Source organism: Polynucleobacter meluiroseus, from assembly GCF_900205755.1.
GTDB lineage: Bacteria > Pseudomonadota > Gammaproteobacteria > Burkholderiales > Burkholderiaceae > Polynucleobacter > Polynucleobacter meluiroseus.
The window spans coordinates 128,709-151,539 of the sequence record NZ_OANS01000001.1 but is presented as its reverse complement, the minus strand read 5'-3'; the positions used below and the strand labels follow the sequence as shown (position 1 = coordinate 151,539).

The 22,831-nt window shown below is 48.0% G+C and carries 22 protein-coding genes and 1 tRNA gene; 18 read left to right on the top strand and 5 right to left on the bottom strand.

Going from position 1 to position 22,831, the window contains the following annotated elements:
* The first annotated feature begins 104 nt into the window (after positions 1-104).
* Genes ilvA through queF form a run of 3 tightly spaced genes read left to right on the top strand, consistent with a single transcriptional unit; the run spans position 105 to position 3,398 of the window.
* A complete protein-coding gene (gene ilvA / locus CP950_RS00845; protein ID WP_096671972.1) occupies positions 105-1,625 on the top strand; it encodes a threonine ammonia-lyase, biosynthetic in 1,521 nt (506 codons plus the stop codon).
* Between the two features lies 1 nt (position 1,626).
* On the top strand, positions 1,627-2,535 hold the full coding sequence (locus CP950_RS00840; protein WP_096671971.1) for a 5'-nucleotidase: 909 nt from the start codon (positions 1,627-1,629) through the stop codon (positions 2,533-2,535).
* A gap of 35 nt (positions 2,536-2,570) precedes the next feature.
* On the top strand, positions 2,571-3,398 hold the full coding sequence (queF, locus tag CP950_RS00835) for an NADPH-dependent 7-cyano-7-deazaguanine reductase QueF (protein WP_096671970.1): 828 nt from the start codon (positions 2,571-2,573) through the stop codon (positions 3,396-3,398).
* Between the two features lie 58 nt (positions 3,399-3,456).
* On the opposite strand, the gene ssb is transcribed toward queF, so the two are convergent.
* Both ssb and CP950_RS00825 read right to left on the bottom strand, forming a co-directional pair.
* The gene (ssb, locus tag CP950_RS00830; protein ID WP_096671969.1) at positions 3,457-3,912 is read right to left on the bottom strand and encodes a single-stranded DNA-binding protein; all 456 of its coding nucleotides are present in this window, start codon (positions 3,910-3,912) and stop codon (positions 3,457-3,459) included.
* Between the two features lie 75 nt (positions 3,913-3,987).
* Positions 3,988-5,178, bottom strand: coding sequence for an MFS transporter (locus CP950_RS00825; protein WP_096671968.1), 1,191 nt, complete (start codon positions 5,176-5,178; stop codon positions 3,988-3,990).
* A gap of 37 nt (positions 5,179-5,215) precedes the next feature.
* Here CP950_RS00825 and uvrA point away from each other — a divergent pair, with 37 nt between their 5' ends.
* Complete coding sequence (gene uvrA / locus CP950_RS00820; protein ID WP_096671967.1) at positions 5,216-8,107, top strand: excinuclease ABC subunit UvrA; 2,892 nt, start codon at positions 5,216-5,218, stop codon at positions 8,105-8,107.
* 19 nt (positions 8,108-8,126) lie between these two features.
* Here the strand turns inward: uvrA and CP950_RS00815 are convergent, their stop codons facing one another.
* On the bottom strand, positions 8,127-10,109 hold the full coding sequence (locus CP950_RS00815; RefSeq protein ID WP_096671966.1) for a monovalent cation:proton antiporter family protein: 1,983 nt from the start codon (positions 10,107-10,109) through the stop codon (positions 8,127-8,129).
* A gap of 11 nt (positions 10,110-10,120) precedes the next feature.
* Between CP950_RS00815 and CP950_RS00810 the strand changes: the two genes are divergently transcribed.
* From CP950_RS00810 to rapZ, 9 genes are all read left to right on the top strand, one after another.
* On the top strand, positions 10,121-11,113 hold the full coding sequence (locus tag CP950_RS00810) for a KpsF/GutQ family sugar-phosphate isomerase (RefSeq protein ID WP_096671965.1): 993 nt from the start codon (positions 10,121-10,123) through the stop codon (positions 11,111-11,113).
* A gap of 36 nt (positions 11,114-11,149) precedes the next feature.
* Entirely contained in the window at positions 11,150-11,722 is a 573-nt protein-coding gene (locus CP950_RS00805) for a KdsC family phosphatase (RefSeq protein ID WP_096671964.1), read from the top strand.
* A gap of 3 nt (positions 11,723-11,725) precedes the next feature.
* A complete protein-coding gene (lptC, locus tag CP950_RS00800) occupies positions 11,726-12,379 on the top strand; it encodes an LPS export ABC transporter periplasmic protein LptC (protein ID WP_096671963.1) in 654 nt (217 codons plus the stop codon).
* Entirely contained in the window at positions 12,376-12,948 is a 573-nt protein-coding gene (gene lptA / locus CP950_RS00795) for a lipopolysaccharide transport periplasmic protein LptA (RefSeq protein ID WP_096671962.1), read from the top strand. Before lptC ends, lptA begins: the two co-directional genes overlap by 4 nt.
* Positions 12,945-13,712, top strand: a complete 768-nt coding sequence (gene lptB, locus CP950_RS00790) for an LPS export ABC transporter ATP-binding protein (RefSeq protein WP_096671961.1) — start codon at positions 12,945-12,947, stop codon at positions 13,710-13,712. The genes lptA and lptB overlap by 4 nt, the downstream gene beginning before the upstream one ends.
* A 180-nt stretch (positions 13,713-13,892) precedes the next feature.
* On the top strand, positions 13,893-14,216 hold the full coding sequence (hpf, locus tag CP950_RS00785) for a ribosome hibernation-promoting factor, HPF/YfiA family (protein WP_096671960.1): 324 nt from the start codon (positions 13,893-13,895) through the stop codon (positions 14,214-14,216).
* Between the two features lie 33 nt (positions 14,217-14,249).
* Positions 14,250-14,711 (top strand): PTS sugar transporter subunit IIA, encoded by a 462-nt coding sequence (locus tag CP950_RS00780; protein WP_096671959.1) that lies wholly within the window; start codon positions 14,250-14,252, stop codon positions 14,709-14,711.
* Positions 14,712-14,719: 8 nt separating this feature from the next.
* Positions 14,720-15,694 (top strand): HPr(Ser) kinase/phosphatase, encoded by a 975-nt coding sequence (gene hprK, locus CP950_RS00775; RefSeq protein WP_207760192.1) that lies wholly within the window; start codon positions 14,720-14,722, stop codon positions 15,692-15,694.
* Between the two features lies 1 nt (position 15,695).
* A complete protein-coding gene (gene rapZ, locus CP950_RS00770; RefSeq protein ID WP_096671957.1) occupies positions 15,696-16,586 on the top strand; it encodes an RNase adapter RapZ in 891 nt (296 codons plus the stop codon).
* Here the strand turns inward: rapZ and mutY are convergent.
* Both mutY and mutM read right to left on the bottom strand, forming a co-directional pair.
* Positions 16,540-17,688: an A/G-specific adenine glycosylase gene (mutY, locus tag CP950_RS00765; RefSeq protein WP_096671956.1), complete on the bottom strand. Its 1,149-nt coding sequence runs from the start codon at positions 17,686-17,688 to the stop codon at positions 16,540-16,542. The genes rapZ and mutY overlap by 47 nt on opposite strands.
* Positions 17,673-18,509, bottom strand: a complete 837-nt coding sequence (gene mutM / locus CP950_RS00760) for a bifunctional DNA-formamidopyrimidine glycosylase/DNA-(apurinic or apyrimidinic site) lyase (protein ID WP_096671955.1) — start codon at positions 18,507-18,509, stop codon at positions 17,673-17,675. The genes mutY and mutM overlap by 16 nt, the downstream gene beginning before the upstream one ends.
* 110 nt (positions 18,510-18,619) lie before the next feature.
* On the opposite strand from mutM, the gene CP950_RS00755 reads away from it, so the two are divergent.
* From CP950_RS00755 to CP950_RS00735, 5 genes are all read left to right on the top strand, one after another.
* Positions 18,620-20,026 carry a lipoprotein insertase outer membrane protein LolB gene (locus CP950_RS00755; RefSeq protein ID WP_243391874.1) on the top strand — a complete coding sequence of 469 codons (1,407 nt, stop codon included), beginning with the start codon at positions 18,620-18,622 and terminating at the stop codon, positions 20,024-20,026.
* The gene (gene ispE / locus CP950_RS00750; protein ID WP_096671953.1) at positions 20,019-20,900 is read left to right on the top strand and encodes a 4-(cytidine 5'-diphospho)-2-C-methyl-D-erythritol kinase; all 882 of its coding nucleotides are present in this window, start codon (positions 20,019-20,021) and stop codon (positions 20,898-20,900) included. The genes CP950_RS00755 and ispE overlap by 8 nt, the downstream gene beginning before the upstream one ends.
* 5 nt (positions 20,901-20,905) lie before the next feature.
* Positions 20,906-20,982: transfer RNA gene (locus tag CP950_RS00745), tRNA-Gln, on the top strand.
* 57 nt (positions 20,983-21,039) lie between these two features.
* Positions 21,040-21,996, top strand: a complete 957-nt coding sequence (locus CP950_RS00740; protein WP_096671952.1) for a ribose-phosphate pyrophosphokinase — start codon at positions 21,040-21,042, stop codon at positions 21,994-21,996.
* A 138-nt stretch (positions 21,997-22,134) separates the two neighbouring features.
* Positions 22,135-22,770 (top strand): 50S ribosomal protein L25/general stress protein Ctc, encoded by a 636-nt coding sequence (locus CP950_RS00735; protein ID WP_096671951.1) that lies wholly within the window; start codon positions 22,135-22,137, stop codon positions 22,768-22,770.
* The last annotated feature ends 61 nt before the right edge of the window (positions 22,771-22,831 follow it).

Here is a 22,831-nt window from a genome sequence, read left to right as displayed (position 1 = left end):
ATTGAGGAATTCGATATTGACAGGGATCCGCTCAAAATGTCTGAGTCAGCGATAAACCCTTTCAAAACTAAGGGCTTAGAGCCCATCCGTGGTACGCTCATTGGATGGCGACAAATTATTTAAAGAAAATTTTATCGGCCAAAGTCTATGACGTGGCTAGAGAAACTGAACTGCAATTAGCTCCTGAGCTGAGCAAGCGTTTAGGCAACCAAGTTTTACTGAAAAGAGAAGACAACCAACCCGTTTTCTCCTTCAAGTTACGCGGTGCGTACAACAAAATGGCTCACTTATCCCCTGAGGCACTCAAACGGGGGGTCATCGCCGCCTCCGCGGGCAATCACGCCCAAGGAGTAGCTCTCTCAGCAGCCAAAATGAAAAGCAAGGCTGTCATTGTGATGCCGCTAACGACCCCCAGCGTCAAAATTGATGCTGTCAAAGCACATGGTGGCTCTTGGGTCGAGATCATCTTAGTTGGCGAGTCATATAGCGATGCCTTTCAACATGCCCAGATTTTAGAAAAAAAACGGGGTCTGACCTTCGTCCACCCCTTTGATGATCCTGACGTCATTGCCGGACAAGGCACGATCGCCAAGGAAATTTTTCAGCAATGCCAAGAACCAATTGATGCCATCTTTGTGGCCATTGGTGGCGGTGGCTTAATTGCCGGCATTGGCGAATACGTCAAAGCAGTCAGTCCTAAAACCAAAGTGATTGGCGTGCAATCCGTCGACTCAGATGCTATGAGAAGGTCGCTCGAGGCTAACAAACGCATTGAAATGAAGGATGTCGGACTATTTTCCGACGGTACTGCAGTCAAACTGGTTGGCAAAGAAACCTTTCGGATTTGCAAACGCGTAGTCGATGACATCATCACCGTCGATACCGATGAAATCTGCGCCGCTATCAATGATGCGTTTACGGATACTCGGAGCATCCTAGAACCTGCAGGCGCCCTATCGATCGCGGGCATGAAAAAGTATGTCGGCAAACATCATTTAAAAAAGAAGAATCTGGTAGCCATTGCTTGTGGTGCAAATATCAACTTCAGTCGCTTGCGCTTTGTAGCAGAGCGCGCTGATGTTGGTGAATCCCGTGAGGCTGTTTTTGCTGTCACCATTCCTGAAGAGCGCGGTTCATTTCGGCGCTTTTGCGAGCTCTTAGGTAAGCGTAATGTGACAGAGTTTAACTATCGCATTGCCGATCAAGATGAGGCCCATATTTTTATTGGTATTGGCACCCAGAAAGCCACTGACAGCACTGCCATCGCCAAGCATTTTCGTAAGGCTAAATTCGCTACGATAGATCTGACACATGATGAGCTAGCAAAATCGCATTTACGCCATATGGTGGGCGGCAGGTCTACATTGGCTAAGGATGAGCTTTTGTATCGCTTTGAGTTCCCTGAGCGGCCAGGCGCGCTAATGAAGTTCCTTACTAGCATGGCTCCTAATTGGAATATCAGCCTCTTTCACTACCGAAATCATGGTGCCGATTACGGTCGGATTCTGGTGGGTATTCAAGTGCCCCAAAATGCACAGAGGGCGTTTCAGAAATTCTTAACATCCCTTGGGTATCCTCATTGGGATGAAACCGATAATCCAGCCTATCGCCTTTTTCTAAAATAAGATGTCCTTCACACTCACCGGCAAACTCGTTGTAGCGATTTCATCGCGTGCCCTCTTTGATTTCGAGGAAGAGAATCGCATTTTTGAATCCACTGACGACAGCGCTTACATGAAGCTCCAGCTCGACCGCCTAGGGATCGCGGCACAAACTGGAGTTGCTTTTCCACTGGTGAAGAAGTTGCTGGCCTTTAATGATGTGGGCGAACAACGAGTTGAAGTGGTAATTCTCTCGCGCAACGATCCAGTGAGTGGTCTGCGGGTCTTTCGTTCCGCAGAACATCACGGCTTACATTTAGAGCGGGGTGTATTTACTAGAGGCCGACCTCCTTACCACTATCTTCGCTCCTTGCACGCAAACCTCTTTCTGTCAGCTAACGAAGATGATGTCCGAGCAACTATTGATGCCGGCTTTCCAGCGGCGCGGGTCTATCCCGAATCAAGCAAAACAGCGGAATCACACCCTAATGAAATTCGTATTGCCTTTGATGGTGATGCGGTGCTCTTTTCCGATGAGGCAGAACAGGTCTTTCAGAAAAAAGGCTTGGTCGCATTTGTGAATCATGAAAGTAAAAAGGCTGCTATTCCCTTGCCACCAGGGCCTTTTAAACCTTTGCTTGAAGCACTTCATCATCTTCAGCGCTCTACCAGTGAAGCTGGCATGCGGATCCGTACAGCCTTAGTGACCGCGCGCTCAGCTCCAGCTCACGAGCGGGCCATACGGACTCTCATGGCTTGGGGTATTGATGTGGATGAAGCCATGTTTTTAGGAGGCTTGTCCAAAAGTGAATTCCTCCGAGAATTCGAACCCGATTTTTTCTTTGATGATCAAACTGGTCATTGCCAATCTGCTTCTGCTGTAGCTCCAACAGGACATGTCGTTTCGGGCGTATCCAACCCTCCTAAGCCCTAGCATCCCTCCTTCATTCTTTCTTCACTGATCTATTTATGTCTACCCTAGTTCTAGGCCAACAATCTGCCTATCCCGATCAATATGACCCTAGCTTACTTTTCCCCATTCCGCGCATTGTGAATCGCCAGAAATTAGGTATCACGCCAACGCAGCAATTGCCGTTTTTAGGAGTAGATCTTTGGAACGCCTTCGAACTTAGCTGGCTTAACCCCAAAGGCAAACCCCAAATTGCCTTGGCTGAATTTCAGGTGCCGGCAGATTCACCAAATATGATTGAATCAAAGTCATTCAAGCTTTATCTCAATAGCCTCAATAGCGCGCGCTTTGTAGATGCAGACGAATTACGTGAGCGCATCACGGCCGACTTATCTCAGGTTGCAGGGAGCCGAATTCACGTTCAGATTAATACACCTGAGCAGGTTGCCAAAAAAGGCATGCAAGAAATGAGCGGCATCTTGCTCGATAGACTAGATATCACTATTGATCCAGCACTTTCAGCCGACGCTTCGCTACTGACAGTGAATAGTGCTTTTGGCCCCACCGAACAGTGCTTGGTCTCGCACTTACTAAAGTCAAATTGCCCAGTAACCGGTCAGCCCGATTGGGCCAGCGTCCAAATTCGTTATCAAGGGCGTCCGATCGATCAAGAAGGGCTATTGCGATACTTGATTGGCTTTAGACAGCTTGGTGAGTTTCATGAGCATTGTGTTGAAACCATCTTTTGTGACATTAAGCGCCAGTGCAAACCCGAGCATTTATCAGTGTATGCACGCTACACGCGGCGCGGTGGATTGGATATCAATCCATTTCGCACTGACCATAATGCAGTTTGGCCTGAGAACGTACGTCACGCCAGACAATAAAAACCCCTTGTAGGAAAACCTAAAAGGGGCCGTTTTTACTGAACTCACCAGCTCTCTATTAGAACGGAATGTCGTCATCCATTGCGCCCAGCGAAGCGGCGTTAGAGGACATTGGTGCGGATTGCTCAACCGGCTTTGAGCGGCTATAACTTTCACCGCCATCACCGCTGCCACCTACTGGCTTACCACCAAGCATTTGCATAGTTTCTGCAACGATCTCGGTGGAGTATTTTTCTTGACCACTGGCATCGGTCCATTTACGGGTTTTCAAACGACCTTCCACGTAAACCTGTGAACCTTTTTTAAGATACTGACCAGCGATTTCAGCTAGTTTTCCAAAGAAGGCGACTCGATGCCATTCTGTGGTTTCTTTCATTTCGCCTGAAGTCTTGTCTTTGTAGCGATCTGATGTCGCTACTGAAATGTTAGTTACTGCGTCGCCGCTTGGCATGTAACGGGTTTCTGGGTCACGCCCAACGTTACCTACCACGATGACTTTATTTACCGAAGCCATGTTGTCTCCCGAAGAAAAATGATGATGTGAAATGAATCTAAATGACTGCTCTAAAAATAGATTCTATATGTATAGCTAAGGCACTGTCTTTGCTTCTGTATCCGTTGAATCTACTACCTTCGCTGGTAACTCGCGCATTGACCAAGCAATTATAAGCCAGCATAAAAGAAGGGCAGCGCCCATCATAAAGACAGATAAATCGCCATGGCTATCCATTAACCAGCCCCCTGCGACAGCCCCTGTGAATAAGCCAATAGATTGTGTCGTGTTGTAAACACCTAGTGCGGTGCCCTTGGATTCTTTTGCAAAGCGAGAAACTAATGAGGGCTGTAATGCTTCGAGTAGGTTAAAACCGACAAAATAAATCAATAAGGCCAGTGAGATACCCATGATGGATCCTGCTTTGATGAATACCAGCTCAGCAATAAACAGCAACACAATCGCTAATAACAGCACCTTCCGCAAGGCATGCTTTTTTTCTCCCAAAATCAATACTGGTGCCATAAAAACGAAGGAAAGCAACACTACTGAAAGGTACACCTGCCAGTGTGATGCCAGCGGTAAGCCTGCTTGAACGAGCAAACGAGGAACTACCAAGAACATCGCCACTTGGGTGGCGTGCAGCACAAAGACCCCCGCATTTAAACGCATCAGCTCTGGGCGGAAAAAAACCGCTTTTAGACTCGCCTGTTGAACTTGCGTTTCGGGCATTGCACTTGGGAGGACAGAGTAAGTCACCCAAATCGCAATAACGCCTAGAGCGGCCAACACTACAAAAATTCCACTCAGACCAATGACTTTGTAAATTGGGGCGGCAATCACCAAGGAAAGGGCAAAAGAGAGTGCAATACTGCCACCAACGATCGCCATGGCCCGCGTACGCACTTGCTCACGCGTTAAATCAGCCACCCAAGCGGAAATGGCCGCTGATACCGCTCCTGCACCCATCACTCCGCGCCCAATCGCAATCCAAAGCAGGTCCTCCTGGGAAGCGCAAATCAAGGCACCAGCAACAAATAAGGAAAGGCCCCATAAAACAACCGGTTTGCGCCCAATTCGATCTGACAGACGTCCCAAGGGAATATAGAAGCAAGCTTGAACAATATTGAAGATTCCTAGGGTAAGACCAACCCAAAGGGCATGGTCTCCGCCTGGCAAGCCCCGAGCGTGAATACTAAAAACCGGCAAAAGCAGAAACAGGCCCAACATACGTAGGCCAAAAATGCCCGCTAAGGCCAGAGTAGAGCGAAGTTCAGAAGAATTCATGGGAAAGGGCTATATTAACAAGTTACGCTAAAAAAACATGAACAACTACATTAAGATCCGCGGTGCCCGCACCCACAACCTCAAAAACATCAACCTAGACATTCCTAGGGAGAAATTGGTCGTTCTCACTGGCCTATCCGGCTCAGGCAAGAGCTCCTTAGCATTTGACACCTTGTACGCTGAAGGTCAACGACGCTATGTTGAGTCTCTCTCATCCTATGCGCGTCAATTTCTGCAAATGATGGAAAAGCCTGATGTCGATGTCATAGAAGGCCTATCACCAGCAATCTCCATTGAGCAAAAAGCCACGAGCCACAATCCCCGCTCGACTGTCGGCACCGTCACGGAAATTCATGACTACCTCCGTTTGCTGTTTGCCCGGGCTGGTACACCCCATTGCCCTGATCACGATTTGCCACTTGAAGCACAAAGTGTGTCGCAAATGGTAGATACCGTTTTATCGATGCCCGAAGATACCAAGTTGATGATTTTGGCTCCAGTAGTGAGCGAGCGTAAGGGCGAGTTTGTCGATCTCTTCCAAGACTTGCAAGCCCAAGGGTTTGTGCGCTTTCGGGTTCGATCTGGTGGCGGGACAACCAATACGGCTAAAGCAGAAATCTTTGAAGTCGATCAACTACCTGAGCTGAAGAAGAACGAAAAGCATTCCATTGAAGTAGTTGTTGATCGCATTAAAGTGCGTCCTGACATTCAGCAACGTGTGGCCGAGTCATTTGAAACCGCCCTGCGCCTTGCCGATGGCAAAGCCATGATTGTGGATATGGATACGGGCAAAGAGATGATCTTCTCTAGCAAGTTTGCCTGTCCGGTCTGCTCGTACTCTTTAAGAGAGTTGGAGCCGCGCCTCTTCTCCTTTAACAATCCTATGGGCGCTTGCCCATCGTGCGATGGCTTAGGCCATCAATCCTTTTTTGATCCGAAGCGCATTGTGGCGCATCCGGATTTATCTCTGGCATCGGGAGCGATCAAAGGCTGGGATCGCCGTAATCAGTTTTATTTCAAACTGTTACAGACACTAGCGAAGCATGGTGGCTTTGATGTTGAAAAGCCATTTGAGACACTGAGCAAAAAGCAGCAAGATTTAATTCTTTTGGGTTCTGGCGATATCACCATTCCTTTTGAATATATCAATGAGCGCGGCAAAAATAGTGTGCGCGAGCATGCCTTCGAGGGCATCGTGGCGAACTTCGAAAGACGCTATCGCGAAACCGATTCCATGACCGTGCGCGAAGAGCTATCGCGCTACCAAAATATGCAAATCTGTCCAGACTGTAAGGGTAGTCGTCTGCGCAGAGAAGCTCGCTTTGTCAAAGTGGGTGACGACAAACAGTCACGTGCCATTTTCGAAATCAGTGCGCTACCTTTAAAAGAGGCGAAGGAATATTTTGAAGTCTTGCAATTAAAAGGTGCTAAACGAGAAATTGCCGACAAGATAGTGACGGAGATCAGTGCTCGCTTACGCTTCTTAAATGACGTTGGCCTAGACTATCTTTCCCTTGAACGAAGTGCTGACACCCTTTCTGGTGGAGAGGCACAACGAATTCGCTTAGCTTCACAAATTGGTTCTGGTTTAACTGGTGTGATGTATGTATTAGATGAGCCATCCATTGGCTTGCATCAACGCGATAACGATCGCCTCATTGGCACCCTGAAACACTTGCGCGACTTAGGCAATAGCGTGTTGGTAGTCGAGCACGATGAAGATATGATCCGCGCATCTGACTATGTGATTGATATTGGGCCAGGTGCCGGAGTGCACGGTGGTGAAGTTGTTGCTCAAGGCACGCCTGCGGAAGTTGAAGCAAATCTAAATTCCTTAACTGGTGCCTACCTCTCAGGACGCGAATGTATTGCTGTGCCAGAAAAACGCATCCCAGTAACGGATAAGTTTCTTGAAATCATGGGCGCGCGTGGTAATAATCTGCAATCGGTTCACGCCCAAATTCCTGTGGGCTTACTCACCTGCGTGACAGGCGTCTCCGGTTCGGGTAAATCGACACTGATTAACGACACACTTCATCATGCTGTAGCCCAACATATTTATGGCTCCAATGCGGAACCCGCAGCGCACGATGCCATTAAGGGTCTTGAGAATTTCGATAAGGTCATCAGTGTTGACCAATCTCCTATCGGCAGAACGCCACGCTCCAACCCAGCGACGTATACCGGCTTGTTCACCCCTATCCGCGAGCTTTTCTGTGGCGTACCTGCAGCGCGAGAACGTGGCTACGAAGCTGGTCGCTTTTCCTTTAACGTCAAAGGTGGGCGCTGTGATGCCTGCGAAGGCGACGGCGTCATCAAAGTAGAAATGCACTTCTTGCCCGATGTCTACGTCCCTTGTGACATTTGTCATGGCAAGCGCTACAACCGCGAAACATTAGATATTCGCTATAAGGGCAAAAATATTCATGAAGTTCTATCGTTGACGATTGAACAAGCACATGAATTCTTTGAAGCCGTTCCACTGGTCAAACGCAAACTCAAAACCTTGCTCGATGTTGGCCTAGGTTATGTGAAACTTGGTCAGAGCGCTACGACACTTTCAGGTGGCGAAGCTCAGCGCGTCAAGCTTTCTTTAGAACTTTCAAAGCGCGATACTGGTCGAACCTTGTATATCTTGGATGAGCCCACTACTGGTCTACATTTTCACGACATTCAACTCCTGCTCACCGTATTGCAAACCCTCAAGAAACAGGGCAATACGATTGTCATCATTGAACATAATTTGGATGTGATTAAGACAGCCGACTGGATCATCGATCTAGGACCTAAAGGTGGTGCTGGCGGTGGACTCATTATTGCCACTGGCACTCCTGAAGACGTCGCTAAAAATGAGGCTAGCTTTACTGGCCACTACTTAGCGCCACTACTTACCCGTAAAGTTCCTGCAAGCAAACAGAAAAAGAAATAGGGAAAAAGAAATAGCTTACTCAGAGCAATTTAGATTCAGCCAATTCGGTTGCCTCTGAATTGCCCGAGAGCACCAACACATCATTTGCTTCCAGAGTTAAAGTGGGTGTCAGCTCGAGCTTGACATAATCAGCTCCACCCACTTTACGTCGAACCGCCTGCACACTCACGCCCTCGTTTTCTAGGTAAAGCTCTGCAAGTGTTTTGCCAATGCTGGCAGACTCCGGCAATAGCGTAACCGAGTGAAGCCTCCAAGATTCCGTGGTCTGTAAATCAGCATCATCAGCCCCCCGAAAATATCCTCGTAGCAAGGTGTAGCGAGCCTCACGCGCCTTGGTAATACGGCGTACTACCTTACGCATGGGCACACCCATCATCAGCAACACGTGGGAGGCCATCATGAGACTTCCCTCAATTAACTCAGGAACTACCTCGGTTGCACCAGCGGCCTGCAACTTCAATAAATCGGCATCATCTTTAGTGCGTACCAAGATTGTCATGCCTGGGCGTAAACGCTCCACCTGATACAACACTTTTAAGGTCGCTGGAGTATCGGCGTAAGTGATGACAACCGCCTTCGCCCTAGATAAGCCAGCCGCGCCCAAAAAATTTTCTCGACTCGCATCTCCGTAAACCACATTGTCGCCAGCCGCTGCCGCCTCCTTCACTCGATCCAAATCCATGTCCAAGGCAATGTATGGAATTTTTTCTTGATCCAACATGCGGGCTAAGCTTTGCCCCGAGCGCCCAAATCCACAAATCAGAACATGATTTTCTGAGCGGACACTTTTAGAAGCCACGCGAGTTAATGCCAGGGATTGCAATAGCCATTCATTACTGGCAAAGCGCATGGCGATGCGGTCGCTATATTGAATTAAGAAAGGAGCGCCAAACATGGAAATCAGCATCGCCGCCAATACTGCTTGGCTTAAAGCCGGATCAATCATGTCCAAGCCATCAATTTGATTGAGTAAGACAAAGCCAAATTCTCCAGCTTGCGCCAAACAGAGACCAGTCCGAATCGAAATGCCTGGACTAGAACCAAAGGCGCGAGACAACAACGCAATTAAGCCAAACTTTAAGATTAGTGGGCCGGCCAGTAAAAGCAATACCAAGAGCCATTGCTGATGTATCACCTCAAAGTCCAGCAGCATGCCCACGGTAATAAAGAAAAGACCGAGCAAGACATCCCGAAAAGGCTTCACATCCTCTTCAACTTGGTGCCTAAAGGGAGTCTCAGCAATGAGCATCCCGGCCAAAAAGGCGCCCAGCGCCAAAGACAGGCCAAAATATTCTGTTAAACCCGCCATGCCCAAAACAATCAACAAGAGATTGAGCATGAATAGCTCTTGGGAGCGTAGTTTGGTGACCAATCTAAACCAGCGACTCATCACAGTCTGGCCAATGACAAAAATGAGGGTCAGGGCAACTACGATCTTGATGCCAGCCAAAGCTAGTGCAATCACCAAGTCGCCAGGATTTTTACCCAAGGATGGCAACAGAATCAGCAAGAAAACTACTGCCAAGTCCTGAAAAAGGAGTATTCCGATGACATTTCGGCCATGCTCTGTCTCTAACTCAGAGCGATCGGCGATGAGCTTGGTCACAATGGCCGTTGAGGACATCGCTAAAGCACCCCCTAAGGCGATTGCAGCCTGCCAAGAGATAGGGTAAATCTGATTTAGCAGCAAGCTTGCTGGAACCGCCAACAACATCGTCAAAACCACCTGGCTGCCACCTAAACCAAATACGATGGTGCGCATGGCTCTTAGCTTATGGAGGTTAAATTCCAAGCCAATGGAGAACATCAGAAAGACGACGCCGAATTCCGCAAGGTATTTGACCGTAGCTGAATCATTAGCCAAAGCAAGGGCATTTGGGCCGATAAGGACACCAATGGCCAAATAGCCCAAAATAGGGGGCAAGCCAAAATAGCGGAAAATGACTACCCCGGCCACGCCAGAGGCCAGCAAAATGAGAGTTAACTGAAGGACTGACGGCATATACTCACCCCATGATAGCTAAGACTCGTGAACGTACCCTAAAGCTTGCGCTTGATACCTTGAGCATTGAAGCTGATGCCCTGCTCACTATGCGCGATAGATTGGCAGGCAGCAATGCGGACGCCCTCGTGCTCGCGGTGGAACTTCTGCATTCTTGCAAAGGCCGCATCGTAGTTTCAGGGATTGGTAAATCTGGGCACATCGCCCGCAAAATTGCGGCCACCTTTGCCTCTACAGGCTCCCCTGCGTTCTTTGTTCATCCTGCGGAAGCCAGTCATGGTGATTTGGGTATGGTGACGCGAGATGACGTCTTTGTGGCCCTCTCCAACTCTGGGGAAACAGAAGAGCTTCTCACTATTGTCCCCATTGTGAAGCGCACTGGTGCGAAATTAATTGCTTTAACCGGCGCGCCAGACTCTTCCCTAGCCAAGCTGGCCGATGCCCATTTGGATACCAGCGTAGAGAAGGAGGCGTGCACACTCAATCTGGCTCCGACCGCCAGTACTACCGCGACCCTTGCCATGGGTGATGCGCTAGCCGTTGCACTTTTGGATGTCAGAGGATTTCAGGCTGAGGACTTCCAGCGCTCCCATCCAGGCGGACGACTTGGTCGTAAATTGCTCATGTACGTGAGTGAGGTGATGCGTAGTTATGGCGACACCCCCAAGATTTCGCAGGAAGCTCCTCTATCAGAAGCTTTGTTAGAAATGACTGCTAAACGCATGGGTATGGTGGTCACCCTTGATGAGCATCAGAAAGTAGCCGGCATTTTTACCGATGGCGACTTACGCCGCTTGCTGGAAAAGAGTAGCAATTTGACTGACTTTTCTCTTAAAGCAGCCACTACCAGCAAGCCACATACCATCCCCGCTGAATTGCTTGCAGAGGAAGCGATTGAGATGATGGAAAAACATCGCATCAATCATTTAGTGGTGACGGATTCCCAAGGAGCACTTTTGGGAGCCCTGAATTTGCATGACCTATTTGCCGCTAAAGTAATTTAAATTACCTGCCCACCCCCTTCTTTACAGCACCCTCTTATGCCTAATGCTTTTCATCCCCACAATACCAATCCCTCTAGTCGTTATCCGCAAGCATGGGACCGCGCTACCCAGGTAAAGTTATTGGTATTGGATGTGGATGGAGTGCTTACCGATGGCCAAGTATTTATTGGGCCGGATGGACAAGAAGCATTTAAGTCATTTGATATTCAAGATGGTCTTGGCATCAAGCTTTTACAGCAGGTGGGCATACCTACTGCGGTCATTACGGGCCGAGAATCCAAAATGGTCTTAGGGCGCTGCACTGAGCTCGGGATTAATCATGTACACATGGGTGTGAAAGATAAGGCGATTGCTCTGCAAGAAATTCTTCAAGCATTGCATTTGAAACCTGCAGATTGCGCGGTCATGGGCGATGATTGGCCTGATCTTGCCATGATGAAATCGGCTGGTTTGCGAGTATGCCCTGCTCAGGCTCATGTGAGCGTGAAAGATGGCGCGCATTTTGTGACTGAGGCGGCCGGCGGTAAGGGCGCTGTGCGTGAAGTTTGCGATCTCATTCTCAAAGCACAGAACCAATATGAAGGATTGCTTGCTCAGGCACGTGGCTAAGTCATGAAAACAGCCTATCTGAATTCTGAAACCATCAAAACAGGCTTATTGCGTAGCTTGCTACGCCTCACGCCCCTGTTATTGATGGGTGTTTTGACGCTCGTCACATTCTGGCTAGTGAAACAAAATGAACCCGTATCAAAATCAGTCATTGAACGGGTTCGCTTGCATGAGCCGGATTACACCATTGTGAATGGGGCGCTCTCTGCCCTAGATGAATTAGGTAAAACAAAATATCGGATCTTAGGCAAAAAAGTGATTCACTACGATGATGATGCTTCGATTGACATTACTGCGCCGCGGATGCGCTTGTTTCCCCCAGGGAAAGCGGCTGTCACAGTGAAGTCTGATCTTGGACATTTGGATGGCGACCTTACTATCCTAGACTTAACCGGTAATGCAGAGATTTTTCGCCCGCCACAAGCAGCCTCAGCCACTGAACCTGCTAGACCAAGAATGCTAGCACTGTCTTCTTTTTTTAAAGTGCTTATTAACGATGACATCATCGAAACCAATAAACCAATCACTCTAGAACAGGGGATGTCGGTCATGCATGCGAGTGATGGGGGCACGTTTAATAATGTTCAGCAAAGCATGGTCTTGTCAGGTCAAGTACGAGGCCGAATTGAGCGGGAGCAACAAGGAATACGTCCATGACGGTAATCACCTCCTCTAATTTGCATAAGACCGCTTTAGCTCTTCTCCTCTTCGGATTATTTAGCCTCGGAGTCTCGCATGCTGAAAAAGCAGATCAGGATAAGCCCATCGTACTTGAGGCCGAAAAAGTATCTGTTGATGACGTACAGCAAATCTATCAACTAGATGGCACTGTCCTACTGACCAAAGGAAGCATCTTGATTACAGGGGATAAAAGCAATATTAAGGTAGATCCGGAGGGCTATGAATATATTGATGTTCAAGGCACTCCAGAGGACTTGGCTAATTTTCGTCAGCGCCGCGATGGCCGTGCAGATGAGTTTATGCAAGGCCGCTCTAGCGTGGTCACCTATAACGCAAAAACTGAATTCTTGACATTGACTGGCGATGCCACCCTCAAGCGTTTGCTCAATATGCAAATGCTCGATCAATTGCATGGCTGGAAAATTGAATATGATGATGTGAAGCAATACTATCGGGTCTTACCACCCGCAAATGCCAAATTAGAGGATCTCCCTTTAGCAAGAGCGATCCTTTCACCTAGAAAAAAAGCGACCCTAGAGAAATGACCACGGATACAAATAGTCTAGCCAGTGCTCCCACCCTTAAAGCGCAACACTTACAAAAACGCTATGGCTCACGCACTGTAGTTCGCGATGTCTCTATTGAAGTGAAATGTGGTGAGGTTGTAGGTCTATTGGGTCCCAACGGTGCTGGCAAGACCACCTCTTTTTACATGATCGTAGGCTTGGTCCCTCTCGATGGCGGCAATATCAATTTAGACGGTACTGACATCACGCATCTACCCATTCATGAGCGTGCCCGCATGGGACTATCGTACCTGCCACAAGAGGCTTCGGTCTTTAGAAAGCTCAATGTTGCTGAAAATATTCAAGCAGTTCTTGAGTTACAAGTTCAGGGTGGCAAGCCTTTAAGTAAAGCTGCGATAGCGCAGCGCTTAGATGAGCTATTAGGCGAGCTGCAAATAAGCCATCTGCGCGATAACCCTGCCTTATCCCTTTCAGGGGGAGAGCGTCGACGTGTTGAAATCGCACGGGCCCTCGCTTCTCAACCCAAATTTATTTTGCTGGACGAGCCCTTCGCAGGTGTTGACCCTATTGCAGTTGGGGAAATTCAGCGGATCGTCCGCTTTTTGCGTGATCGTCAGATTGGGGTTTTAATTACCGACCATAACGTGCGTGAAACACTGGGTATTTGCGATCACGCCTACATCATCAGCGAAGGAAGCGTTTTAGCAGCTGGAAAACCAGACGAAATTATTCAAAATGATGCCGTTCGCAGAGTGTATTTGGGCGAAAACTTCCGTATGTAAGAAAGCGAATTGGGGAAATTTTTTACAAAAAGAGCTTACCCCCACTTGGTTTTCAACAAAATCGCTGATACGCTGGAGGGGCATGTTCTCTTCATCCCAATAAACTTAATGAGATAAGACAAGGGTTTACTGCGCACCCTTGGCAATAACTTACGCACAGAGATTACCTAGGAGCTGCTGATGAATTTGAAAATTAATAGCCATCACTTAGAAGTTACTCCAGCCATGCGAACCCATTTGGAAGCTGGCTTAGCCAAAGTTCGTAAACATTTTGATCATGTGCTGGATGCTTCGGCCTTTCTTATCATCGACAATACTAAAGAGAAGGACCTACGCCAAACCGCTGAGATCACCATTCATCTCAAAGGCAAAGAAATCTTTGCCCAAGCTCATAATGCCGATCTTTACCATGCGATGGATGCCGTGGTGGATAAGCTCGAGCGCCAGGTTGTCAAACACAAAGAAAAAATTCAAGATCACCATCACGATAAGCATTTTGAGTAATTGCTGGAGTCGGGACACCTATAATCAAACGATATGAATGCCCTGACTACTTTATTTGCCCCCGACTGCATCTCCTTAGATAATCCTGCCAAAAGCAGGGCTGAGGCATTTGCAGTCGCAGGCGCACTTTTTTCCCAACATGCTCACTTGGATGCCAGTGCAGTAGTTGGCTTCTTAGATGCCCGCGAGGAACTCGGCTCTACCGCTCTCGGTGCAGGAGTAGCTATTCCCCACGGACGAGTCAAAGGACTTAAGCAACCTATAGCTGCTTTTATAAGACTAAATGAGCCTATTGAGTTTGCCGCACCCGATGCTGAGCCTATCTCGATTTTGATTGTTTTATTGGTCCCAGAAAAAGCGACTCAGCAGCATCTAGAAATTTTGTCATCAATTGCACAATTGTTGTCGGAACCAGAAAATCGAAAGCTACTGAACTCGGACAGCAGTCCTGAGAATATTTGTCATTTCCTTCAAAACTGGGGCTCTCATCAATGATCCAACCTTTGCTTCTAGAAGGGGTAACTGCGCAACAAATCTTTGACGACAACGTCTCGGATCTGAAGTTATCTTGGATTGGAGGCTTAGAAGGTGCCGACAGAACTTTTCCTAAAGAGGCTGTAAAGGCTGCAGCAGCAAGCTCTGACCTAGTTGGACATTTAAACCTGATACACCCTAGCCGCATTCAAATCTTTGGCGATCAGGAAGTGGATTACCACGCAGCACTGGATCAAAAACAAAAGCAAGAACAAATCTCTGAACTGATTTCAAAGACGCCTCCTTGTGTGATTGTTGCCGATGGTAAATCTGCCGACCCTGATCTGCAGCTGTTCTGCCAACGCTCTTCTACCCCGTTATTTACTACCCCTCGCTCTGCTGCAGAGGTCATTGATCATTTACGCATTTACCTCACGAAAATTGGCGCGCCCCAGATCACTATGCATGGTGTCTTTATGGACATTCTGGGATTGGGCGTATTGATTACTGGAGAATCCGGCCTTGGCAAAAGTGAATTAGGCCTGGAACTGATTTCTCGGGGTCATGGTTTGGTAGCGGACGATGCGGTGGATTTTTCGCGTCTTGGACCTGACTATATTGAGGGTCGCTGCCCTATCATCTTGCGTAATCTTTTAGAGGTACGGGGATTGGGATTATTGGATATTCGGACTATCTTTGGCGAAACCGCCGTACGTCGAAAGCTTAAGCTCCGCCTCATTGTGCAACTCGTGCGCCGCACAGACGGTGAATTTGAGCGCCTACCCTTAGAGGCTCAACATATTGATGTTCTAGGCGTAGGTATTCGCACAGTCAAAATTCAGGTTGCCGCAGGTCGTAACTTAGCTGTACTCGTTGAGGCTGCTGTTCGCAATACGATTTTGCAACTGCGTGGCATTGACACCTTAAAAGAATTTATGGAACGGCAGCGCTTACAAATGAACGCTGAAGCCGATCCAGTAAAGTCTCAAAGGCGTTTGCTCTAATATGCAAATTAATCTGATTACCGGTATATCCGGCTCAGGTAAATCGGTTGCTCTGCGCGCTTTTGAGGATGCAGGTTATGACTGCGTCGACAATCTCCCCGTCGCTTTGCTAGAAAGCCTGATCAACACCCTTGCGCTTGAAAAAAGTGAAAAAGTGGCCGTTGCAATTGATGCGCGTCGCGGTAAGTCACTGGCAGAGTTACCCCAGATTTTAGAAAATCTGCGGCTTCATCATGAGGTGCGCATTATTTTTTTAAACGCAGATTCCAATACGCTGATTCAGCGCTTTTCAGAAACTCGGCGACGTCATCCCCTCTCTACGCGTGATGAACAATCCCAATCTGTCACCCTAACCGAAGCGATTGAAACCGAGCGCAGCCTTCTGGAACCATTACGCAGTCAAGCTCACAGCATTGATACCAGCAATATTCCTGCGCACACCTTGCGCTCTTGGATTCAAGATTTATTAATGGGTCAGGCGCTTGGCTTAGCTGTGATTTTTGAATCCTTTGGCTTTAAAAGGGGCTTGCCCAGCGACGCTGACTTAGTATTTGACGTTCGTTGCCTGCCTAACCCCCATTACGACAAACTACTGAGGCCCCTCACAGGAAATGACTTACCAGTTCAAGAGTTTTTAAGAAACATTCCTGAAGTCATCGGAATGGAGCAAGACATTATTGGTTTTATTGACAAATGGCTGCCGCACTACATTGCCGATGGTCGTAGCTATTTAACTGTAGCAATTGGATGCACCGGTGGTCAGCACCGTTCGGTCTATTTGGTGAATCAGATTAGTCAGTATTTCATCGGTCATCAAGCGTTGAATGACCTACAGATTAACTTCCTCATTCGTCATCGCGAACTGGATTCAATCCCTGCAACAACAACTTAATAGGTTGTGGCAAGCCATATTGCCCCAATTGATGCAGTGACACCCATCTTAAGTTTTCATCAGTAAATTGCACTGCTTTTGCGCTATTCATATGCCAGATTTGCATCCATAAACGCCGATGCGTAAAGACATGCTTAATACGCTCTCCGAGAATCACTTGCTGGTAATCCTTGTGACCAAGTTCCGCATTTTCATTTGGTAGCGTAAGTTTTAGGATTTCTTCGGGTGAAAAAAAGTGTCCCTGGATCTCTTGATCTACTTTGTTTGCTTTCGCTCGCCAAGGTGATTCTGGCAAAGACCATAGGCCTCCCCAAATGGCCTTCTCAGGTCGTCTCTGCAGTAACACGGCATTTTGATGACGCATCAATAGCAGGTCAGCATCAAACTCGGGCGACTTTGCTTTCACTTTCTTTTGGGGAAGCATTAGGACTTGGTTGCTTAAGTTTGCTTGGCATTGTTTTGCGAAGGTACAAACATAAGCATCACTTAAACAAACTGGTTTGCGTGAAGTACACCAAGTCGCTCCAAAGTCCATTAAAGCTTGGGTATAAACCGGCATCCTCTCTGAATCTGTTGGTAGCAATTCTTGCGCCAAGCCCCATAGGAGATCGTTCACCTTCTTCTCTTCTATGGCGCCCTCAATTGCAAAAAGACGTGCCAGTACACGCTTGACATTCGCATCTAAGATCGGCGCACGCTCATGAAAAGCAAACGCGGCAATCGCGCCCGCGGTAGATCGGCCAATCCCTTTAAGACTTTCGAGTAATCGCGGGTCACTAGGAAAGGTTCCGCTAAATTGCTCCATTACCTGCTTGGCGCAAGCATGGAGATTACGCGCTCGCGAGTAATAACCTAAACCAGCCCACTCAGCTAAAACAGCATCGATAGGGGCTAGGGCCAATTGCTTTACCGTTGGAAAGCGCGCCATGAAGCGAGGGTACCGCTCTAATACCGTGGCTACTTGGGTTTGTTGCAACATGATTTCAGAAATCCACACTGCATAAGGATCTTTAATTCCTTGCCACGGCAATCCTTCTCGGCCATGTGCCTGATGCCAGACCAGGAGTTTTTGGGCAAAACTCGCTATTAGCGTTTTTGACATACTGGGCAAAAATAAGTGGAGCGTTGGCCTTGGACTATTTGTTTAATGGGTGTTTTGCAGACCCGGCAGGCTTCATCTTTACGATCATAGACTTTGGTAAGAATCATAAAATGTCCAGGCTCACCATGGCTATTCACGAAGTCTTTGAGTGAACTACCGCCAGCATCAATCGCTTTTTTCAGAATCATTCTTACCGCATTAGCTAAGCGGATGCACTGCGGGCGAGTTAACTTACCTGCTGCTTTTGCGGGATGAATGCCCGCCTCAAATAAGCTTTCTGAACAATAGATATTACCTACGCCCACTACCGCCTGCCCAGCTAATAAGAATTGCTTCACGGAAATACTGCGCTTACGAGACGCGCGATATAAAACCTCAGCCCCGAGGTCGTCGGCAAAGGCTGGAGAAAAAGGCTCTACTCCTAATTTTTGTAACAATACGAAATTTTCTATAGGTCCCTTAGATTTAGGGTGCCACAATACCGCACCAAACTTTCTGGGGTCGTGTAGACGCAGGCTGAGCTCTCCAAACTCAAAGGTGACGCGGTCATGCACTTTGAGAGGATCTGAACTGGGTAAGACGCGCAGGGTGCCGGTCATGCCCAAATGGATGACCAAGTAGCCCGTATCCATTTCTATTAGCAGATATTTGCCACGGCGCTCTACCTTATGTACCGTCTGACTAGGCAGTGTGCTGGCCAGATGGTTTGGCACCGGCCAACGCAAGCGCCCATCGAGTACTTTAACTGCGGTCATTTTCCGCCCCTGCAAGTGAGGCTGGATTCCGAGGCGAGTGACTTCTACTTCTGGTAGTTCAGGCATAAATGGATTGTAGATTCAGAGATTAGAATACGCTTATGAACAGAAATGCACTTCGGTACTTGTTTCGAGTCCTATTGACCACTATTTGGTTAGGAGTTGGATTATCGAGCGTGAGCGCCAAAACAAATAGTTTAGAAACAGGCGAAGCAGTTTTTGGAATATTAGCTTCAGAAATTGCGATGCAGCGCGGTGAGGCTGGCCTAGCTTATGGAACGTATCTGGAACTAGCGCGCGAGCTCAACGATCCCCGCTTAGCGCAGCGTGCGATGGAAATTGCCATCACAGCGAACTCTCCTAATTTAGCACTTGAGGCAGCCCAAACATGGTCAAGCTTAGCTGGGACATCTGACACTAAGCCGAAAGAAGTGCTTGTTACCTTATTACTGATTAATCAACGCTGGTCAGAAGCGGTGGAGCCAGCGATTAATTTGCTGAATCAAGAAACCCCCGTGCAACGCACGGCTACGCTAAAGCAAATTCAAGGCCTGCTTGCCAATGCCAATGATGAAACAGAAGCCTTACGTGCTTTTTATGCCATTGTTTCCGCAATCAAGCCCCCGCCAAAAGATCCTGGAATACTCTATACCTATGCCATGGCTGCAGAAAAAATGGGTTATTTCCAAGTAATGGAAAAAACCTTGCGCACCATCCTGCTGACCCACCCAAATGATCCAAACGCACTCAATGCCTTGGGTTACTCATTAGCAGATCGTAATAAAAACTTGCCTGAAGCATTTCAGCTCATTAGTAAGGCTCATCTACTTTCGCCGAATGACAGTTTTATCCTGGATAGCTTAGGTTGGGTCAATTTCCGCATGGGCAATAACGCTTTAGCTCAAACCCAATTGCGTCAAGCCTACAAGCAAAAACCCGAAGCAGATATTGCGGCCCACTTGGGAGAGGTCCTTTGGGCCATGGGTCAAGCACAAGAGGCTGAAGCGGTATGGCGTGAAGGTCAAAAACTGGATGCGAATAATGTGACGCTAGAAGCCACTATCCAACGCTTAAAACCTGCTTGGGGCCAAACAAACGAAGCTCCTAGCGGCAATTGGGATGGCCGTTTTGCTGTCAGAGTAACAGGTGTCACAGAAAGTAAAAATCAAGGCGGTTCTGGTGGCTTTACCTTGACTCAAGCTGCCTTAGTAGATGTCCTGGAAATCCGTAACCCAATGGGTGGCTCGGTGGCAAAAATCACTATTAAGCCAAGTAGCGCCTCACTAGAGCGTGACGGAAAAATCACCACAGCAGTAGACGCGGACACCTTGATACAAAATACTCTGGGGTTACCGCTGCCAGCAAGGGGTTTATCTGATTGGCTAAGGGGTCAAGCGCGTCCTGGAAGCACCGCGAGCATCGAAAGAAATTCAGAGGGTCAGGTAAACCAAATTACGCAAGACGGTTGGATTCTGCAATACCTCTGGAATGCCACCAATCGCCTGGAAAAACTGACGATGACCCGCAGTTCAAACATCGGCACTATCGACATTCGCCTAGTCTTTGATAATCCGAATGACTGACGTTGGACACACTCTGGAGCTGCATACCCCAGCCAAGTTAAACCTATTTCTACACATTGTTGGGCGTCGCGCTGACGGCTATCACTTACTCCAGTCAGCCTTCCAACTCATCGATTGGTGCGATGTACTTAACCTTAAACTCATTCCTGAAAATGAAATTCGGCGGATCGATCCTATTCCTGGCGTGCCTGCAGAAAGTGATCTCGTGGTGCGGGCTGCCCAACTAATTAAAGCGTATTGCGGTGTCCGCACCGGTGTTGAAATCCGCCTGCAGAAAAACATACCGATGGGTGCCGGACTTGGTGGGGGCTCTTCAGATGCGGCCGCCACTCTCATTGGCTTAAATCAGCTTTGGCATCTCAACTTGGATCAGGCTACCCTATGCAGATTGGGCTTAAGTCTGGGTGCTGATGTACCTTTTTTCATTTTTGGTAGCAATGCATTTGTTGAAGGTATTGGAGAGAAAATGCAGGCTATCTCTCTGGAATTACAGAACTTTTTGGTGATTTTTCCCAATCAGGCGATTGCCACTGCTTTGATTTTTCAAGACCCGGAATTGACCCGGGATCGCGCTCCGATTACAATAGATGGCTTTGTTGCATCGCCACTATTAAATCAGACGAATGATTGTCAAACAGTTGCGGTGCGCATATGTCCTGAAGTGAAGCATGCATTAGATTGGATTAGTCAGACATTACCGGGTTCAACGCCGCGCATGTCTGGTTCCGGAAGTAGCGTATTTACTGCCTTAGACCCTAAGACAGACCTCGCGAACCTAGAAAATCATTTGCAAAATCTTCCAAAAGGATGGGTGGGACGAGTTGTTGGGGGGCTAAATAAAAATCCCGCTTACAATTTGATCTCTTCAGAGTAAGCTGTAGGGGAATCGCCAAGCTGGTTAAGGCACTGGATTTTGATTCCAGCATGCGAAGGTTCGAATCCTTCTTCCCCTGCCAAATACTTTGGATGAGAATAAATGACCAATTTAACTCCCTATCTAATCCAAATACCCCATGAATCCTGAACCGCTTACCCTATTTACTGGCAATGCAAATCCAGTTTTGGCCCAAGCTGTTGCCAAAGAACTCAATCTCCCCATGGGCAAAGCCTTTGTAGGGCGCTTCTCCGATGGAGAAATTCAAGTAGAGATTCAAGAGAATGTTCGGGGTAAGAATATCGTTGTCATCCAGTCGACCTGCGCGCCTACCAATGACAATTTGATGGAACTCATGATCATGATTGATGCGCTAAAACGAGCATCGGCGGGGCGCATAACCGCAGTGATCCCTTACTTTGGATACGCTAGACAAGATCGTCGGCCACGCTCGGCCCGGGTTGCGATCTCCGCCAGAATTGTTGCGAACATGCTTCAATCGGTCGCTGGCATTGAGCGGGTATTGACGATGGACCTTCATGCGGACCAAATTCAGGGCTTTTTTGATATCCCAGTAGATAACATTTACGCGTCCCCCGTTTTGCTGGCCGATCTAGAGGCCCAAAAAACCCAGAAAGACCTCATTATTGTTTCTCCAGATATTGGTGGGGTCGTACGCGCTCGTGCCATGGCAAAACAGTTAGGCACGGATTTGGCGATTATTGATAAGCGCCGCCCTAAAGCAAATGTTTCTGAAGTCATGCATCTCATCGGCGAAGTGGAAGGCCGGCATTGCGTCATCATGGATGACATCATTGATACGGGTGGAACGCTCTGTAAGGCTGCTGAAGCGCTTAAAGCGCGTGGCGCTAAGGCCGTTACTGCTTACTGTACCCATGCCGTACTCTCCGGCGGAGCCGTTGCCAGAATCGCCGCCTCACAATTAGACGAATTAGTGGTAACCGATACCATCCCGCTGACCCCAGAAGCGATGCAGGTATCTAAAATTCGGCAATTAACCGTTGCTCCCATTTTGGCGGAGACCCTTTCTCGCATTAGCAAGGGCGACTCAGTGATGTCCCTTTTTGCTGAATAAGGCCAAAATAGTTCGTTTTGCCTAGTTTTTGCTAATTTTTAGATCTTTTGTAGGCTGTGATTGGCAATCCCAAGATATAATCAAAGGCTTTTCTGTTTGGTCGCGAACGGAAATTAACCTTAATTTTGGGAATTCAATATGAAAGTAGTAGCCTTTGAAAGAAGCGTACAGGGAACGGGTGCGAGCCGCCGTCTGCGCAACTCCGGTAAAACTCCGGGAATTATCTACGGTAGCAAAGAAGCGGCCGTAGCGATTGAGTTGGATCACAACGCACTGTTTCATGCTCTCCGCAAGGAAGCATTCCACTCATCCATCCTTGATCTAGAAATCGCCGGTAAAGCACAAAAAGTGTTGCTCCGCGACTACCAGATGCATCCATTTAAACCATTGGTTTTGCACATTGACTTTCAGCGCGTATCCGCGTCTGAGAAAGTCCATATGCGCGTGCCATTGCACTTTACCAATGCAGAGAACTCTGCTGCCGTGAAGTTGCAAGGCGCCCTCGTAAGCCATATTGCTACCGAATTGGAAGTGTCTTGCTTACCAGCAGACTTGCCAGAGTTCATTGAAGTGGACTTAGGCGCCATTGAAGTAGGTCATGGTATTCATGCTAAGGATCTCACTTTGCCAAAAGGTGTGAGCTTGGTATTGCACATCGAGCAAGAGAATCCAGTATTGGCTAATGCACGTATCCCAACAGTCAAGGCTGCGGATACTGAGGCAGCGCCTGCGGCTGCCGCTCCTGCTGAAGCTGCAAAAGATAAGGCTAAATGATTTAGCAGTCTTGTAGTTTGTATTCGAGAAGACCCGCTTATCGGCGGGTTTTCTTTTTTGC

Coding starts and splice junctions, on each gene's coding strand:
- CP950_RS00805 (WP_096671964.1), top strand. CDS start 11,150: ATGCCTAATGCTTTTCATCCCCACAATACCAATCCCTCTAGTCGTTAT.
- ilvA (WP_096671972.1), top strand. CDS start 105: ATGGCGACAAATTATTTAAAGAAAATTTTATCGGCCAAAGTCTATGAC.
- ssb (WP_096671969.1), bottom strand. CDS start 3,912: ATGGCTTCGGTAAATAAAGTCATCGTGGTAGGTAACGTTGGGCGTGAC.
- lptA (WP_096671962.1), top strand. CDS start 12,376: ATGACGGTAATCACCTCCTCTAATTTGCATAAGACCGCTTTAGCTCTT.
- CP950_RS00825 (WP_096671968.1), bottom strand. CDS start 5,178: ATGAATTCTTCTGAACTTCGCTCTACTCTGGCCTTAGCGGGCATTTTT.
- CP950_RS00815 (WP_096671966.1), bottom strand. CDS start 10,109: ATGCCGTCAGTCCTTCAGTTAACTCTCATTTTGCTGGCCTCTGGCGTG.
- lptB (WP_096671961.1), top strand. CDS start 12,945: ATGACCACGGATACAAATAGTCTAGCCAGTGCTCCCACCCTTAAAGCG.
- mutY (WP_096671956.1), bottom strand. CDS start 17,688: ATGTCAAAAACGCTAATAGCGAGTTTTGCCCAAAAACTCCTGGTCTGG.
- queF (WP_096671970.1), top strand. CDS start 2,571: ATGTCTACCCTAGTTCTAGGCCAACAATCTGCCTATCCCGATCAATAT.
- uvrA (WP_096671967.1), top strand. CDS start 5,216: ATGAACAACTACATTAAGATCCGCGGTGCCCGCACCCACAACCTCAAA.
- hpf (WP_096671960.1), top strand. CDS start 13,893: ATGAATTTGAAAATTAATAGCCATCACTTAGAAGTTACTCCAGCCATG.
- CP950_RS00840 (WP_096671971.1), top strand. CDS start 1,627: ATGTCCTTCACACTCACCGGCAAACTCGTTGTAGCGATTTCATCGCGT.
- lptC (WP_096671963.1), top strand. CDS start 11,726: ATGAAAACAGCCTATCTGAATTCTGAAACCATCAAAACAGGCTTATTG.
- CP950_RS00735 (WP_096671951.1), top strand. CDS start 22,135: ATGAAAGTAGTAGCCTTTGAAAGAAGCGTACAGGGAACGGGTGCGAGC.
- mutM (WP_096671955.1), bottom strand. CDS start 18,509: ATGCCTGAACTACCAGAAGTAGAAGTCACTCGCCTCGGAATCCAGCCT.
- CP950_RS00810 (WP_096671965.1), top strand. CDS start 10,121: ATGATAGCTAAGACTCGTGAACGTACCCTAAAGCTTGCGCTTGATACC.
- rapZ (WP_096671957.1), top strand. CDS start 15,696: ATGCAAATTAATCTGATTACCGGTATATCCGGCTCAGGTAAATCGGTT.
- CP950_RS00740 (WP_096671952.1), top strand. CDS start 21,040: ATGAATCCTGAACCGCTTACCCTATTTACTGGCAATGCAAATCCAGTT.
- ispE (WP_096671953.1), top strand. CDS start 20,019: ATGACTGACGTTGGACACACTCTGGAGCTGCATACCCCAGCCAAGTTA.
- CP950_RS00780 (WP_096671959.1), top strand. CDS start 14,250: ATGAATGCCCTGACTACTTTATTTGCCCCCGACTGCATCTCCTTAGAT.